A 16,587-nucleotide genomic window follows, 5' to 3' on the forward strand; every position below is an offset into this window, starting at 1 on the left:
GGGCGCCTTGCGTTGCCCATCCCCGGACGGAAAGCCCCCATGAGCCTGCACGGTCTGCTCGACGCCGTCGTCAAGGACCCCGCCCTCGCGGAAGCGATCACGGCGGCCGCAGACGGCAACCGCATGCACATCGACCTCGTCGGCCCCCCTGCGGCCCGCCCCTTCGCCGTCGCCGCCCTCGCCCGTGAGGCAGGCCGCCCGGTGCTCGCGGTCACGGCGACGGGCCGTGAGGCCGAGGACCTGGCCGCCGCCCTGCGCTCCCTGCTGCCCGCCGAGGGCGTCGTGGAGTACCCCTCCTGGGAGACCCTCCCGCACGAGCGGCTCAGCCCGCGCAGCGACACCGTCGGCCGCCGCCTCGCCGTCCTGCGCCGCCTCGCCCACCCCCGCCCGGACGACCCCGGGACCGGCCCGGTCTCCGTCGTCGTGGCCCCCGTGCGTTCCGTGCTGCAGCCGCAGGTCAAGGGCCTCGGCGACCTGGAGCCGGTGTCCCTGAGGACCGGCCGGAGCGCCGATCTGAACGAGGTCGTGGAAGCCCTCGCGGCCGCGGCCTACGCGCGCGTGGAGCTGGTCGAGAAGCGCGGCGAGTTCGCCGTGCGCGGCGGCATCCTGGACGTCTTCCCGCCCACCGAGGAACACCCCCTGCGCGTGGAGTTCTGGGGCGACGACGTCGAGGAGATCCGCTACTTCAAGGTCGCCGACCAGCGCTCCCTCGAAGTCGCCGAGCACGGCCTGTGGGCACCGCCGTGCCGCGAGCTGCTGCTCACCGCGGACGTCCGCGCACGCGCGCGTGCCCTCGCCGAGGACCACCCGGAGCTGGGCGAACTCCTCAACAAGATCGCCGAGGGCATCGCGGTCGAGGGCATGGAGTCCCTCGCCCCCGTCCTGGTCGACGACATGGAACTGCTCCTCGACGTCCTTCCCGAGGGTGCGATGGCCGTCGTCTGCGACCCCGAGCGGGTCCGCACGCGTGCCGCCGACCTCGTGGCCACCTCCCAGGAGTTCCTGCAGGCCTCCTGGGCGGCCACCGCCGGCGGCGGCGAGGCCCCGATCGACGTCGGCGCCGCCTCCCTGTGGTCCATCGCCGACGTCCGCGACCGCGCGCGCGAACGGGACATGATGTGGTGGTCGGTCTCGCCGTTCGCCGCCGACGAGACGTTCGCATTTGCCGCTGACGCGGCGGGCGACGCGGACACCCTCAAGCTCGGCATGCACGCGCCCGAGACCTACCGCGGCGACACCGCGCGGGCCCTCGCCGACACCAAGGGCTGGCTCGCCGACGGCTGGCGCACGGTGTTCGTCACCGAGGGCCACGGCCCGGCCGCCCGCACGGTCGAGGTGCTCGGCGGTGAGGGCGTCGCCGCCCGCCTCGACGCCGACCTCGGCGAGCTGAGCCCCTCGGTGGTGCACGTCGCCTGCGGCTCGATCGAGTACGGCCTCGTCGACCCGGCGCTCAAGCTCGCCGTGCTCACCGAGACCGACCTGTCCGGCCAGCGCGCGACCGGCCGCGAGGGCGCCCGGATGCCGGCCCGCCGCCGCAAGACCATCGACCCGCTCTCCCTGGAGGCGGGCGACTACATCGTCCACGAACAGCACGGCGTGGGCCGCTACATCGAGATGGTGCAGCGCACCGTCCAGGGCGCCACCCGCGAGTACCTGGTGGTGGAGTACGCCCCCGCCAAGCGCGGCCAGCCCGGCGACCGGCTGTACATCCCGACCGACCAGCTGGAGCAGATCACCAAGTACGTCGGCGGCGAGGCCCCCACCCTGCACCGGCTGGGCGGCGCGGACTGGACGAAGACCAAGGCACGCGCGAAGAAGGCGGTCAAGGAGATCGCCGCCGACCTGATCAAGCTCTACAGCGCGCGCATGGCCGCCCCCGGCCACGCCTTCGGCACCGACTCGCCCTGGCAGCGCGAGCTGGAGGACGCCTTCCCCTACGCCGAGACCCCGGACCAGCTCACCACCATCGCCGAGGTCAAGGAGGACATGGAGAAGTCGGTCCCCATGGACCGCCTGGTCTGCGGCGACGTCGGCTACGGCAAGACCGAGATCGCGGTCCGCGCCGCCTTCAAGGCCGTACAGGACGGCAAGCAGGTCGCCGTACTCGTCCCCACGACCCTGCTGGTGCAGCAGCACTTCGGCACGTTCTCCGAGCGGTACGCGCAGTTCCCGGTGAGCGTGAAGGCACTCTCCCGCTTCCAGACCGACACCGAGGCCAAGGCCGTCCTGGAGGGCCTGAAGGACGGCGCGGTGGACGTCGTGATCGGCACCCACCGCCTGTTCTCCTCCGAGACCAGATTCAAGGATCTGGGGCTGGTCATCGTCGACGAGGAGCAGCGCTTCGGCGTCGAGCACAAGGAGCAGCTGAAGAAGCTGCGGGCCAACGTCGACGTGCTGACCATGTCCGCGACCCCGATCCCGCGCACCCTGGAGATGGCGGTCACCGGCATCCGCGAGATGTCCACGATCACCACGCCTCCGGAGGAGCGCCACCCGGTGCTCACCTTCGTCGGGCCGTACGAGGAGAGGCAGATCGGCGCCGCCATCCGCCGCGAACTGCTGCGCGAGGGCCAGGTCTTCTACATCCACAACCGCGTCGAGTCGATCGACCGGGCCGCGGCCCGGCTGCGCGAGATCGTCCCGGAGGCGCGCATCGCGACGGCTCACGGCCAGATGTCGGAATCGGCGCTGGAGCAGGTCGTCGTCGACTTCTGGGAGAAGAAGTTCGACGTCCTCGTCTCGACCACGATCGTCGAGTCCGGCATCGACATCTCCAACGCCAACACCCTGATCGTGGAGCGCGGCGACACCTTCGGCCTGTCCCAGCTGCACCAGCTGCGCGGCCGCGTCGGCCGCGGCCGCGAGCGCGGGTACGCGTACTTCCTGTACCCGCCGGAGAAGCCGCTGACGGAGACGGCGCACGAGCGCCTGGCCACCATCGCCCAGCACACCGAGATGGGCGCGGGCATGTACGTGGCGATGAAGGACCTGGAGATCCGCGGCGCCGGAAACCTGCTCGGCGGCGAGCAGTCCGGGCACATCGCGGGCGTCGGCTTCGACCTTTACGTCCGCATGGTCGGCGAGGCCGTGGCGGACTACCGGCGTCAGCTGGAGACCGGCGAGATCGAGGAGGAGCCGCCACTCGAGGTCAAGATCGAGCTGCCCGTCGACGCGCACGTCCCGCACGACTACGCCCCCGGCGAGCGGCTGCGCCTGCAGGCGTACCGCGCCATCGCCTCCGCGAACTCCGAGGAGGACATCAAGGCCGTCCGCGAGGAACTCACCGACCGCTACGGCAAGTTGCCCGAGCCGGTGGAGAACCTGCTGCTGGTGGCCGGGCTGCGGATGCTCGCGCGCGCGTGCGGCGTCGGCGAGATCGTCCTGCAAGGGACCAACATCCGCTTCGCGCCGGTGGAGTTGCGCGAGTCGCAGGAACTGCGGGTCAAGCGGCTCTACCCGGGCACGGTCATCAAGCCGGCCGCGCACCAGCTGCTGGTCCCGCGCCCGAAGACCGCCAAGGTCGGCGGCAAGCCACTGGTCGGCCGTGAACTGCTGGGCTGGGTGGGCGAGTTCCTCGCCTCGGTCCTGGGGTCGTAGCAGACCGTAGAGGCGAAGGGGGGCGCTCGGCGTGCGGATCGGTGAACTGGCGAAGGCCGCCGACGCGACGCCGCGCGCCCTGCGCCACTACGAGCAGGCGGGTCTGATCACGTCCGAACGCGCCCCCAACGGCTATCGCGTGTACGACCCCGCCGCGGCGGTCCGCGTCCGCAACATCCGCAGGCTGCTGGAGGCGGGGCTCACTCTGGACGACGTACAGGTGTTCCTTCCGTGCCTGGACGGTGATGTCACCGCCGGCCCCGCCTCCGCGAAGGGGGTGCGGGTCGCCCGGGACCGGCTCGCGGTCCTGGAGGCCCGCATAGCGGCCCAGACGGCGATACGGGACCGCCTGGCGGCGGCGCTGCGGGAGGCCGACGCCGAGGCGGTCTGAGAAGCGGGCGGTTCAGGCGACGACCGCCCCGCCGTCCACGGGCAGCACGACACCCGTGACGAACGACGCCTCGGGCGAAGCCAGTCGGGTGATGGCCCAGGCGACCTCCTCGGGGCGGCCGATCCGGCCGAGCGGGGTGTGGGCGAGCTGCCATGCGCGGATCGCCCGCCGCTGCTCGGCGGTGTATCCGCTGTGGTCGGCGATCGGTGTCTCGATCGCGCCCGGCGCCACGGCGACGGCCCTGATGCCGTGCGGCGCCAGTTCCACCGCCCAGCTGCGGGTCAGCGTCTCCAGAGCCGCCTTTCCGGCCGCGTACAGCGAGTTCCCGGGCCAGCCGCGCTGGCCGACGGCCGTCGTCACGTTCACCACCACACCCCGACTGCGCTCCAGTGCGGGCAGCGCGGCCTGGGTGAGCAGGACCGGAGCGAGCAGGTTCGTCTCCAGCAGCGGCCGTACCGAGGCGCGGGTGTAGGTCCGCAGGGACTCGGCGCCGACGACCGCCGCGTTGTTGACGAGCACGTCGATCCGGCCGTACCGCTCCAGCGCGGCCCGTACGACGGTCTCGGGGCCGTCCTCGGCGGTCAGGTCGGCGGGGAGCGGGGTGATCCCGGGGTGTCCGTCGGCGGTCTCGGCCAGGGGTGCCGCCCGGCGGCCGACGGCGACGACCTGAGCGCCCTCGGCGGCGAACGCGCGCGCGGTGGCCCGGCCGATTCCGGTGCCGGCGCCGGTGACGAGGACGGTACGGGGCTCTGGGGTGCGGTTGATCTCGTTCATGCCGGGATCGTCGGACCCTGACGCCTGCGGCAGGGTCAAGGTGCGGACGGCAGGATGTGAGCGGGCGCACACGGGCGTCGGCCGTGCTCCCTCTGTTCGGTACCGGATGCCCCAACTCGACCGCCAGTTGCCCGAAAAGGGCGCATTGGTCCTCATCTGCAGTCGGCCTCGCGGCAGTTACCGTAAGGGACGGAACGATTCCGCCTGTGTCCGCAGGACGGGCCGGGGCGGGTGGGCGAGCGGGAGAGTGAGGGGGACGCACCGTGACGCGTCTGAGGGGCGGGGCGGTCGCCGCCGCGATCGTGCTGGCCGCCGTGGCCGGCTGCAACACGGACAAGACCAAGGGGGCCTCCGGTCCCGACAAGGCAGGTGGCGGCGGCGCGGTGCTCGCCGCCGTCGACTCGCTGACCGTCAAGGGCCGGGCGCCCAAGACCGGTTACTCCCGCGCCCGGTTCGGGACCGCATGGGCGGACACCGACTCCAACTCCTGCGACACCCGCGACGACATACTCAAACGCGATCTGAAGGCCGTGAAGTTCACCGGCGGCACCTGCAAGGTCACCTACGGCCTGCTCGAACCCGACCCCTACTCCGGCAAGGACATCACCTACCGGCGCGGCGCCAGCCAGGTCGACATCGACCATGTCGTCCCCCTCTCCGACGCCTGGCAGAAGGGCGCCGAGTACTGGGACGCGAGCAAGCGCATAGCCCTGGCCAACGACCCCCTGAACCTCATCGCCGTCGACGCGAGCACCAACCGCGGCAAGGGGGACGGCGACGCGGCCACCTGGCTGCCGCCCAACACGGCGTACCGCTGCACCTATGTGGCCCACCAGGTCGCCGTGAAGAAGAAGTACGGCCTGTGGGTCACCGCCGCCGAGAAGGACGCCATGAAGAAGGTCCTCGCCGGCTGCCCCGACCAGAAGGTCCCCACGGGCGGCAACCCGACCAAGGCGCCGGAGCGCTTCCGCGCCCGCTGAGCCGGGGCCGGCCGAAGGCCGAGGACCGGCCGCTGTTCCTCGGCCCGGTCGGGGCGGGCGCGCCCCGGCCGGCGAAAACCGCTTAACGCAGGCGATGCGCGCCGCATACCGTGACCGTCATGGACGTCGAGGTGAGCAGCGTCGCCGAGCGGCCCGACCGGCTGCCGGCGGTGTTCGAAATGGGCGACACATGGCCCGAGTTCGTGACCAACGACCCCGTGGGCGCCGCCCACTACGGCCGCATCCCCACCGAGCTTCCGGAACACGCGCTCTTCGCCGAGGACGAGCACGGCGAGATCGTCGCCCACGCCTTCAGCGTGCCCTTCGCCCTCGGCGTCGACGGCCGGCGCACCCTGCCCGCGCGCGGCTGGGACCAGATCCTGCTCTGGGCCTTCGCCGACCTGCGCCGCGGCACCCGCCCCGACACGGTGAGCGCGATCTCTGTCACCATCGCCCCGCACGCCCAGGGCCGCGGCCTGTCCGCCGTCATGCTCCGCGCGATGCGCGAGGCCGCCCGCGCGCGTGGCTTTCGCGAGGTGGTCGCCCCCGTGCGTCCCAGCGCCAAGCACCGTGAACCGCACACCCCGATCACCGAGTACGCCCACCGGATGCGCCCCGACGGCCTGCCCGAGGATCCGTGGCTGCGCGTCCACGCCCGCGCCGGTGCCCGCATCGACTCCATCGCCCCGGCCTCCATGACCGTGGGCGCCTCGCTGGAGGAGTGGCGCCGCTGGACCGGGCTGCCCTTCGACACCGCCGAGGACGTCGCGGTGCCCGGCGCACTGGTACCGGTCCGCTGCGAACCCGGCCTCGGGGAACATCGGTACAGCCGTTGGCGCTGAGAACGATCATGGTCGGTAGCACACCGCCTGAGGGCTCCGCTTGGGTTCGAAGAAAGATCGCCGGAGCGGTGCCGGGTCTGGCTACGGTCCGGTCGTGCCGGTGGAGTTTCTGACTGATGAGCAGGCCGAGGCGTACGGAAAGTTCGCCGAGGAGCCGACCCGCCCCGAGCTGGAGCGGTTCTTCTTCCTGGACGACGTCGACCGCGACCTGATCGCGCTGCGGCGCTCTGCGCACCACCAGCTCGGCTTCGCGCTCCAGATGTGCACCGTGCGCTACACCGGCCGATTCCTCCCGGACGACCCACTGGAGGCGCCGTGGCCGGTGGTCGAGCACCTAGCCGCACAGCTCGGCATCGAGGACCCGTCGGTGGTGAAGCGGTACACCGAGCGGCCGAAGACGGCCTACGAGCACGCGTGGGAGATCCGGGACGCCTACGAGTACCACGAGTACGACGATCCCGAGTGGTCCCGGCGGTTCCGTACGTTCCTGCACGGCCGGGCGTGGACGCACGCCGAGGGCCCGAAGGCGCTGTTCGACCACGCGGTGGGCTGGCTGCGCCGCAACCGGGTGCTGCTGCCAGGCGTGTCGGTGCCGGCCCGGCAGGTGTCGGAGGTGCGGAAGGTCGCGGACAAGCGGCTGCACGCCACCGTCGCGGGCGCCGCCCGCCGCGCGGACCCGGCGCTGCCCGGGGATCTGGTGGCGACGCTGAAGACGCCGGAGGGCTCGCGGTTCTCCGAGCTGGAGCGGCTGCGCCGGCCGCCGACGCGGACCACCGGCACGGCGTTCGCCCGCGCGCTGGAGCGGGTGGACGAGATCGGCGCGTACCGGCTCGGTCGGCTGAGGCTGTCGCAGATCCCGCCGAACCGGATGGCGGCTCTGGCCCGGTACGCGCTGGGGTCGAAGGCGCCGCTGCTGGAGCGGGCGGCGATGCTCACCGCGGTGATGCGGCACTTGGAGGCGAAGGCGGTCGACGAGGCCCTGGATCTGTTCCAGGTCCTGATGGCCACCCGGCTGCTGAGCACGGCGAAGCGGAAGACGGAGAAGGAGCGGCTGTCGACGCTGCCGCAGTTGGAGAAGGCGCCATGGGTGCTGGCGCGGGCGGCGAAGGTGCTGTTCGAGGAGCTGGAGCTGGTCGAGGAGCAGGAGGCGGACCTGGACGTGGCCGCGCTCTGGGCAGCCGTGGAGGAAGTTGCCCCGCGCGCTGCCGTGATGACCGCGGCGGCCACCGTGGTGACCCTGGTGCCCGAGGACGAGAACTCGGCCGAGATCGCCGTGCGGGCCGCGCTCGCGAACCGGTACGCGACGGTGCGCCCGTTTCTGTCGCTGCTGGGCGAGTCGAAGGCGCTGGATGCGGCGAGCGCCGGGAAGCGGGTCCTGGCCGGGGTACGGGATCATCCGGCGCTGGCGCGGCGGAAGGTGGGGGTCAAGCCGCTGCTGCCGCGCGAGGTGGACGACAAGCTCGTGCCGCCGGCATGGCGCAAGGCGGTGTACGCCAACCCGGATCTGCCGCAGGGCGCGGTGGACCGGGACGCGTACGTGGTGTGCGTGCTGGAGCAGCTGCACCGGGCCCTGAACAACCGCGACGTGTTCGCCGCACCGTCGCACCGCTGGTCCAACCCGCGGGCCCGCCTGCTGGACGGGCCCGACTGGGACGCGGTCGAGGAGGACGTCCTGGCGGCCCTGAGCCTGGACATGCCCGTCACCGAGCACCTGGCGGAGCTGGTGCGGGGCCTGGACGCCGGATGGAAGCAGCTCGCCGAACGGCTGGAGGAGGCGGGGCCGGCGGCAAAGGTCTCCATCGAGGTCGCCGGCGACGGGCGGGTGAAGCTGAACGTCGACAAGCTTGGTGCGCTCGGCGAGCCGAAATCCCTGACCTGGCTGCGTCAGCGGGTCGAGAAGATGCTCCCGAAGATCGACCTGCCGGACCTTTTGTTCGAGGTGAACGCCTGGACCGGGTTCCTCGACGCCTTCGTGCACCTCGGCGACGGCACGACCCGGATGAAGGACCTGCCCACCTCGGTGGTCGCGCTGCTGGTGTCCGAGGCGTGCAACATCGGCCTGGCCCCGGTGGTCAACCCCGGCTACGAGGCCCTGACCCGGGCCCGGCTCGTGCACGTCGACCAGTACAACCTGCGCGCCGATACCATCGCCGCGGCGAACGCCGCGCTGATCGCCGCCCAGGCCGGCATCCCGATCGTGCGCTACTGGGGCGACGGGCTGCTGGCCTCGGTGGACGGGCTGCGCTTTACGGTGCCGGTGCGCACCATCAACGCCGCCCCGTCGCCGAAGTACTTCGGGTTCAAGCGGGGCATCACCTGGCTCAACGCCGTGAACGACCAGGTCGCGGGCATTGGGCAGATGGTCGTGCCCGGTACTCCGCGCGACTCCCTGCACATCCTGGACGCCTTGCTGAACTTGGACGGCGGGGTGAAGCCGGAGATGGTGGCGACCGACAACGCCTCGTACTCGGACATGGTGTTCGGCTTGTTCAAGATCCTCGGCTACAACTTCAGCCCGCGATTCCGCGACCTGGACGATCAGCGGTTCTGGCGGGCCACCATGCCCGGCGTCGAGACCGGCACCTACGGCGCGGTGGAGGACCTGGCCCGCAACCGCGTGAACCTGAACAAGGTGATCACGCACTGGCCGGACATGCTGAAGGTCGCCGGTTCCCTGGTCACCAACCCGGTCCGCGCCTACGACCTGCTGCGCATGTTCGGCCGCGACGGCCGCCCGACCCCGCTCGGGGCGGCGTTCGCCGAGTACGGGCGGATCGCCAAGACCGAGCACCTGCTGCGGGTCGTCGACCCGGTGGACGACACCTACCGGCGGCAGATGAACCGGCAGCTCACCGTGCAGGAGTCCCGCCACAAGCTCGCCCGCGACGTGTGCCACGGCAAGCGCGGCACCATCCACCAGGCATACCGCGACGGGATGGAGGACCAGCTCGGCGCGCTCGGCCTGGTCCTCAACGCCATCGTGCTCTGGAACACGAAGTACATCGACGCCGCCGTCGCCCAACTCCGCGCCGGGGGCCACGAGATCCGCGACGAGGACATCGCCCGGCTCTCCCCGCTCAAGCACCGCAACCTGAACCTGCTCGGCCGCTACAGCTTCACCGCCTCCACCCCGGCCGCCGGCGCCCTGCGCCCGCTGCGCGACCCGGACGCCCCGGAGCTGGAAGAGGACGATGACGGCAGCGAGGACTGAGTCGACGCTTCCGGAGGTCGGCGGTTCGGCCTTCGAGTAAGGGGCCTCGGGGAACTCGGTTGTCCCGGCGAACTGGCACTTCTCCCAGGCGGACTGCCCCCAGCGGGTTCGGATGGGAGTAGTTGCGGCAGAAGAAGGTGCCGCTGAGATTGGTCAGGTCGGCTAGGCGGCGCGCGCCGCCTGACCGCGTTCCGGTGATCACCCGACAAAGACGGTGCGGAGAATGTCGGGTGACCGGGGCAGGTATCGCCGCACGATGGGGGCATGGATGACACGACCTTGGTTGCCCGTTTCCTCCGCGACGGTTTCGTGAAGTTGGAGGGCGCCGTCGCGCCGCGCGTGGCCGCAGACTGTGCACGGCTGCTGTGGGGGGAGACGGGCTGCGACCCGGACGACCCGTCGACGTGGACGCAGCCCGTGCACTGGGTGGGCGGCATGGCTCAGGGACCGTTTGCCGCCGCTCCCAACTCCCCGTCCCTGCATCGCGCGTACGACCTGCTCGTCGGCGCGGGACGCTGGGAGCCACGCTACTCGCTGGGCACGTTCCCGCTGCGCTTTCCGCACGAGGAGGAGCCGGACGACGCGGGCTGGCACATCGAGGGGAGCTATCTGCCGGAGGGCGAGAGCTGGTACTTCACCAATTTGCGCTCCCAGGGCCGGGCGCTGCTGATGCTGTTCCTGTTCAGCGAGGTCGGTGAGGAGGACGCCCCGACCCGGATCCGGGTCGGCTCGCACCTTGACGTGCCGAAGGTGTTGGAGAAGTACGGGGAGGACGGGGCGAGCGGGCTGACCCTCGCGCCCGATCTGGTGGCGGCGTCCGACCACCGGCCACTCGCCCTTGCGACCGGGTCCCCGGGCGACGTCTTCCTGTGTCATCCGTTCCTGGTGCACGCGGCGCAACCGCACCATGGGGTGCGGCCACGCTTTATGGCGCAGCCGCCGCTGATGCCGGCGGCGCCGTACGAACTGGAGCGGGCCGACGGCGTGTACTCACCCGTGGAGATTGCGATCCGCCGGGGTCTGGGGCAGGACACTCCCGGTCCGGACGGAGACGGCACCGACCGCAGCGCCCGATAGACGTGCTTCACGACCATCGCTGGCAAGGTGGTCGTGAGAAGGGAAAGGAGGCCGCATGCTGGAGCGGCTGAACCAGGCCTTGGAGCACATCGAGGGGCATCTCGACCAGGACCTTGACGTGAAGGAACTGGCACGCATTGCCGCCACCTCGGAGCACCACCTGCGCCGGATGTTCTCCGCGCTCGCAGGAATGCCCCTGCTGGAGTACGTTCGGCGCCGCCGGCTCACCCTCGCGGGCGCCGAGGTACTCGCGGGACGTGAGACGTTGCTGGAGATCGCTGTGCGCTACGGCTACGGCTCCGGCGAGGCGTTCGCGCGAGCGTTCCGTGCCATGCACGGCATCGGCCCCGGCGAGGCCCGGCGTACCGGCGCCGCACTCACCTCCCAGTCCCGGATGGCCTTCCGCCTCACCGTTGAGGGGAGCAGCAGTATGCGATACCGCGTTGTGGACAAGGCGGACTTCACCGTCGTCGGGCTCAAGACCCGGGTACCGCTGGTGCATGCGGGGCCAAACCAGGCGATCATGGACTTTGTCCGTGGGATCGATCCGCAGACGCTGGAGCGCCTGGAGAAGCTGTCGGACCAGGAGCCGCACGGCATCGTAGCGGTCTGCGACGGCATGGACCCCAGCCGGGCCGAGGGCACTGTCCTCGACTACCACCACGGCGTGATCACCTCCGCGGTCGCTCTTGAGGGCACGACTACGTTGGCGGTCCCGGCCGGCACATGGGCGGTCTTCACCACCTCCGGGCCGGCGCCGCAGGCCATCCAGGAGCTGTGGCGGGACGTGTTCACCGAGTGGTTCCCGTCGAACCCGTACCGCACCCGCACCGGCCCTGAGATCCTGCGCACCCGCCTGTCGCCGCAGAAGACGGAGGTCGATGCCGAACTGTGGCTAGCCGTGGAGGCTGAGCACTGCTGAGTCAGCGGCACCCTGTCGAGCACTTCGACAATGTCCCCGCCTGTCGGCAAACGATCGAATGACGACAGGCGCCGCGCACGTCCAATGAACCCGGACTTTTCGGGGCTCCACGGCGGCGCGAATCCAATCGGATCCGATGACGGCTGACGACAGGGTTTGATGACCGGTCAGGTCCGATGCGCCGACAGGAACGAGGATGAACATGGCCAATCTGGTCTACAAGCGGGTGTCGACCGACCAGCAGTCGACCGACCGTCAGAACCTCGTCCTGGACGAGGCCGGGATCGAGGACCCGGTCGTCTTTGAAGAGGAGGCCGGCACCTCCAGCCGCCTCCACCCCCTTGAGCGCCCGAAGTTCGGCGATCTCCTCGTCTACGCGCGGCCGGGCGACACCGTGTACATCTCCGAGATGTTCCGCCTCGTACGGGGCACGGGCCACATTCTCGACGTGCTCGATGTCCTGCACCGCGACCGCCTCGCCCTGCGCATCCACGACGGCGCGTTCTCCGCGATGGACCTCACCGCCCGACACCCGCGCACCGGCGAGCTGCTGTCCACCGTGAAGTTCATGGTGCAAACCCTCGCCGCCGCTGGCGAACTCCAGCGGGATCTACAGCGGGAGCTGACATACGACGGGCTGCGGGCCGCCGAGGCCAAGGGCAACAAGGGCGGGCGCCGCCCCGCCATCCCGGCCGACAAGACCGACGACGTGCGCATCGTGTACCTGGAAGGCCGCTCCATCGCCGCGCTCGCCCGCGACCACGGCGTCAGCCGCGGCGCCATCCGCACCGCCGTCGCGGACCTCCTGCCCGAGTACACGGCCGCCGACCCGGGCGCCCCGGCCCCGGAACTGCCGGTCGTTCTCGACATGCCGGGCAAGGTCGCCGACTTCCTCCGCGCCGCCGAGCTGGAGCCCGCCGAGCGAGCCACGCTCGACCAGGGCGTGACCGTACGGCGCGGCCAGGGTTACACCCTTCGCCTCATTGCCGTGCCCGCGATCCACCGCCAACTCCTCGACCGCTGCCAGCCCCTCGACGGCACCGCGGCGGTCCCGGCCCAGCGCAAGGCCCGCCGCGAGTACGAGAACCGCGTCAACGCCCTCCCGGCTGCCAGCCTGCACTGAGCGGACCGAGCACCACACCCGCCAAGATCAAGTACTGGCGGCTTTTGGGCCTACCTCGGCGCTACCCCATGATCGTTCTCAGCGCCAACGGCTGTACCGATGTTCCCCGAGGCCGGAACCGGAGCGCGGGTACGCCGTCTACGTCGAGCCCAATGTGTGGATGCGGCACCCGCTGTGACCGGACGACCGTCGTACGACGCGGGCGGTCCGCGCGGATCAGCCGGTCTTCCGGCCCGCCGGGGAGTCCGGGATCCGCGTCGCGGTCTTCTGGGCCCAGGCGGCGCCGTCGTCGCTGCCTGCCGTGGACGGCACGGTGAACACCGACGCGGGCCGGACAACGGTTCGGTACAACCGGGACGCTTGTCCGTGTCGGGTCATATGCTCGAAGCGACAATCGCACGACCGGCGTCGTCCGCCCTCCGGAGCGCCGGGCGTACACGCACGCCCACATCAGGCATCAGGAGCAGCCATGCAAGGCCACGGCTACGGACAGCCGGTGAAGCAGCCGCCGCACACCGCATGGCTGGTTCTGCTGCGTGTGCTGTTCGTGGCGATCGCGTTGTTCAGCATCGGCTTCCTGACCTGGGCGATGATGCTGCGGCTGGCGATCGTCACCCGCCGGTCGCTGGACTGGGGCCTGTTCGTCGCGGTGCTGGCCGCCGACATCCTCAGCATCACGCTGCTGGCCGGTGAACCCGGCGACGAGATCCACACCTCGGCCGGCTACTTCGGCCTGTTCCTGCTGCTCTTCACGCTCGTGGCCACGATCGCGTACTACCTCGCCGCGGACATCCGCCACTTCCTGCAGCGGCAGCAGGCGTACGCGGCCCAGCGCGCGGCACAGGGCGGGTACGCCTACCCCGGGCCCGTGAACCCGTACACCGCGGCGACCGTCCCGACGCCGCCGACCATGGCGGTCGGCTCGCACACCCCGCCGCCGATGCCGCACACGCCCGTGCCCCGGCCGCCGCTGACCACTCCGCCGCCGCAGCGCCCGGCGCCCAGCCACATCGAGCAGGTGCGCGCCGAACTGGACGAGTTGAGCGACTACCTGCGCAAGCACGACGGCCGGCACGACAGCCACGAGAGCGGAAGGTGACCGTGGCGACAGGACGTGTCGTCGCCGGCCGCTACGAACTGTCCACGCTCATCGGCCAGGGCGGCATGGGCCAGGTGTGGACGGCGTACGACCGGCGACTGGACCGGCGCGTGGCGGTGAAGCTGCTGCGCCCCGACAAGGTGGCGGGCCAGGACGCGGACGAACTGCGCCGCCGCTTCATGCGCGAGTGCCGGGTGACCGCGCAGGTGGATCACCCCGGTCTGGTGACCGTGCACGACGCGGGCAGCGAGGGCGAGGAACTGTTCCTCGTCATGCAGTACGTCGACGGCGCCGACCTGTCGGACCATCTCGCCGAGCACGATCCGTACCCCTGGCCGTGGACGGTCGCGGTGGCCGCGCAACTGTGCGCCGTGCTCAGCGCCGTGCACGCCGTGCCGATCGTCCACCGCGACCTCAAGCCGCGCAACGTGATGGTGAAGCAGGACGGCACGGTCACCGTGCTCGACCTGGGCGTGGCCTCGGTGATGGACACCGACACCACCCGCCTGACCCACACCGGCTCCCCGATCGGCTCGCCCGCCTACATGGCGCCGGAGCAGGCGATGGGCGGCGCGGTCGGCCCGTACACCGACCTGTACGCGCTCGGTGTGCTGATGCACGAACTGCTCAGCGGCGACGTGCCGTTCGCGGGCTCCACGGCGCTCGGCGTGCTGCACCGGCATCTGTACGAGCCTCCGGTGCCGGTGCGCCGGATCCGCCCCGAGGTTCCCGAGGCGCTGGAGCGACTGGTGCTGCGGCTGCTCGCCAAGGACCCCCAGCACCGGCCGGCCTCCGCGCAGGAGGTGTACGAGGACCTGGCGCTGCTCCTGCCCGCGCGCGGGACGCCCACAGGGGCGCCATTGGACCCCGCGCGCCCCTTCCTGCGCCCGCACGCCCCATGGCCCGACCGCGCGCGGACCCCCGCGCCCCAGCCCGCCCCCGTCGCGCCGCCGCCCGTGGCCGAGAAGCCCGATGTCGCCGCGGCCGTGGACGAGGTCAAGCGCCTGCTGGGGGAGGGGCGCATCACCCAGGCCGTGGACATCCTGGGCGCGATCCTGCCCGCCGCCGCGGAACAGCACGGCGAGCACTCCCCGGTCGTGCGCACCCTGCGCAAGCAGTACGCGGCCACGCTCATGGACGACGGCCAGTACCGGCGCGCGCTGCCCGAACTGCGCCGTCTCGCCGACGAACGCGCCGCCGAGGCCGGCCAGGCCGACCCGCAGTCCCTGCGCTACCGCTACGAGTCCGCGCAGTGCCTGGAGCAGCTGGGCGACCCGGCCGCGGCGCTCGCCGAGTACCGCGCGCTGCTGCCGTACTACGAGAACCAGTACGTCTCCGGCGACCCGCAGCTCGCCCACGAGGTCCGCCGGCGCATCGGCCATCTGCTGCTCGCCGTCGGCGACCGGCCGTCCGCGCACGACACCCTCGCCCGGCTGCTGATGGACGTGGAGCGGCTGCGCGGCCCCGGGCATCCCATGGCCCTGGAGATCCGGCGCACCCTGCAATGGCTCGGACAGGTGCGCGGTTAGATTTGCCGTCGCCCGGGAGGTTCCTGTCAGTTCCCCTCGCGCGACATCGGACGAACCGCAGACCTACAGCAGGGGTGGGATTCATGGCAGGCCATCGGCAGTCGAAGAAGCGCAGACACATCACGTGGGCGGTGACCGGTGCCGCCGTCGTCGCCGGGGCCGGGATCGCCGCCCAGACCTCCATGGCCGCCACCACGTGGCCGGCCCAGAAGACCTTCACCGGCCGGGCGTTCGACACCTGCACCGCGCCCTCGCTCTCGGCGATGAAGGCCTGGCACACCGGCTTCTACGGCGCCGCCGCCGTCTATGTGGGCGGCAAGAACCGAGGCTGCGCGCAGCCCAACCTCACCGCCTCCTGGGTGAAGTCGGTCAGCTCCCTCGGCTGGAAGCTCATCCCGATCTACGTCGGTGCCCAGCCGCCCTGCCAGTCCGGCTCCAGCCCGGAGAAGCTGACGTCGTCCACGGCCGCCTCCCTGGGCGCCAAGGACGCCGTCGACGCCGTGGCCAAGGCCTCCGCGCTCGGCATGAAGGCGGGCAGCCCGATCTACCTCGACATGGAGGCGTACGACATCACGGACAAGGCGTGCAACGACGCCGTGCTGACGTACGTGCGCGCCTTCGACAAGGGGCTGCGGGCGAAGACGTACCGGAGCGGCTACTACGGCTTCAGCAGCTCCAGCGCCAAGGCCGTCGCCACGGCCAAGGACAGGACGGACCTGCCGGGCAACCTCTGGTACGCGCTGTGGGACAAGCAGAACACCACGACCGCGGACTGGCCGTGGGGAGCCGGCCAGTACACGCCCCACAGCCGCGCCCATCAGTACATGGTCAACAGCAAGGAGACGCACGGCGGGGTCACCCTCACCGTCGACCGGGACGCGTGGGACGCGCCGGTGGCCGTCACCGGCTGACCCGGCACCCGGACCGGGGACCTTCAAGAGCGCGACGGTGCCCGAAGCGCGCGCGAATCGTTGGTCGAATGGGTTGGCCCCGGCCTCCCCACTGCCTACCATCGATCACCGCAAGACTTTGTGCACCGTCG

General features: G+C 71.4%; 13 protein-coding genes. 11 read left to right on the forward strand and 2 right to left on the reverse strand.

What is annotated here, in order from left to right:
* Positions 1–39: 39 nt before the first annotated feature.
* A complete protein-coding gene (gene mfd / locus AQI95_RS12285; RefSeq protein ID WP_067121316.1) occupies positions 40–3,597 on the forward strand; it encodes a transcription-repair coupling factor in 3,558 nt (1,185 codons plus the stop codon).
* A gap of 31 nt (positions 3,598–3,628) precedes the next feature.
* Positions 3,629–3,988: a MerR family transcriptional regulator gene (locus AQI95_RS12290; RefSeq protein ID WP_067121318.1), complete on the forward strand. Its 360-nt coding sequence runs from the start codon at positions 3,629–3,631 to the stop codon at positions 3,986–3,988.
* Between the two features lie 12 nt (positions 3,989–4,000).
* On the opposite strand, the gene AQI95_RS12295 is transcribed toward AQI95_RS12290, so the two are convergent.
* Entirely contained in the window at positions 4,001–4,762 is a 762-nt protein-coding gene (locus tag AQI95_RS12295) for an SDR family NAD(P)-dependent oxidoreductase (protein WP_067121320.1), read from the reverse strand.
* A 263-nt stretch (positions 4,763–5,025) separates the two neighbouring features.
* On the opposite strand from AQI95_RS12295, the gene AQI95_RS12300 reads away from it, so the two are divergent.
* The 6 genes from AQI95_RS12300 (at position 5,026) to AQI95_RS12325 (ending at position 12,917) form a co-directional block, all read left to right on the forward strand.
* Positions 5,026–5,742: an HNH endonuclease family protein gene (locus AQI95_RS12300; protein WP_067121322.1), complete on the forward strand. Its 717-nt coding sequence runs from the start codon at positions 5,026–5,028 to the stop codon at positions 5,740–5,742.
* Positions 5,743–5,861: 119 nt separating this feature from the next.
* Positions 5,862–6,584 (forward strand): GNAT family N-acetyltransferase, encoded by a 723-nt coding sequence (locus AQI95_RS12305; protein ID WP_208614147.1) that lies wholly within the window; start codon positions 5,862–5,864, stop codon positions 6,582–6,584.
* Positions 6,585–6,678: 94 nt separating this feature from the next.
* Positions 6,679–9,795: a Tn3 family transposase gene (locus tag AQI95_RS12310; RefSeq protein WP_067121326.1), complete on the forward strand. Its 3,117-nt coding sequence runs from the start codon at positions 6,679–6,681 to the stop codon at positions 9,793–9,795.
* A gap of 264 nt (positions 9,796–10,059) precedes the next feature.
* On the forward strand, positions 10,060–10,872 hold the full coding sequence (locus AQI95_RS12315) for a phytanoyl-CoA dioxygenase family protein (RefSeq protein ID WP_067121328.1): 813 nt from the start codon (positions 10,060–10,062) through the stop codon (positions 10,870–10,872).
* Positions 10,873–10,927: 55 nt separating this feature from the next.
* Positions 10,928–11,794, forward strand: a complete 867-nt coding sequence (locus AQI95_RS12320) for an AraC family transcriptional regulator (protein ID WP_067121330.1) — start codon at positions 10,928–10,930, stop codon at positions 11,792–11,794.
* 196 nt (positions 11,795–11,990) lie between these two features.
* Positions 11,991–12,917, forward strand: coding sequence for a recombinase family protein (locus tag AQI95_RS12325; RefSeq protein ID WP_244188714.1), 927 nt, complete (start codon positions 11,991–11,993; stop codon positions 12,915–12,917).
* A 216-nt stretch (positions 12,918–13,133) separates the two neighbouring features.
* Here the strand turns inward: AQI95_RS12325 and AQI95_RS49815 are convergent, their stop codons facing one another.
* Positions 13,134–13,268 carry a hypothetical protein gene (locus AQI95_RS49815; protein WP_279617002.1) on the reverse strand — a complete coding sequence of 45 codons (135 nt, stop codon included), beginning with the start codon at positions 13,266–13,268 and terminating at the stop codon, positions 13,134–13,136.
* Positions 13,269–13,386: 118 nt separating this feature from the next.
* Between AQI95_RS49815 and AQI95_RS12330 the strand changes: the two genes are divergently transcribed.
* The 3 genes from AQI95_RS12330 (at position 13,387) to AQI95_RS12340 (ending at position 16,456) form a co-directional block, all read left to right on the forward strand.
* Entirely contained in the window at positions 13,387–14,016 is a 630-nt protein-coding gene (locus tag AQI95_RS12330; protein ID WP_067121332.1) for a hypothetical protein, read from the forward strand.
* Positions 14,017–14,054: 38 nt separating this feature from the next.
* The gene (locus AQI95_RS12335) at positions 14,055–15,545 is read left to right on the forward strand and encodes a serine/threonine-protein kinase (protein WP_279617004.1); all 1,491 of its coding nucleotides are present in this window, start codon (positions 14,055–14,057) and stop codon (positions 15,543–15,545) included.
* 83 nt (positions 15,546–15,628) lie between these two features.
* A complete protein-coding gene (locus tag AQI95_RS12340; protein WP_067121336.1) occupies positions 15,629–16,456 on the forward strand; it encodes a glycoside hydrolase domain-containing protein in 828 nt (275 codons plus the stop codon).
* Positions 16,457–16,587: the final 131 nt, after the last annotated feature.

The organism is Streptomyces yokosukanensis (genome assembly GCF_001514035.1).
In the GTDB taxonomy this organism is placed as follows: Bacteria; Actinomycetota; Actinomycetes; order Streptomycetales; family Streptomycetaceae; genus Streptomyces; species Streptomyces yokosukanensis.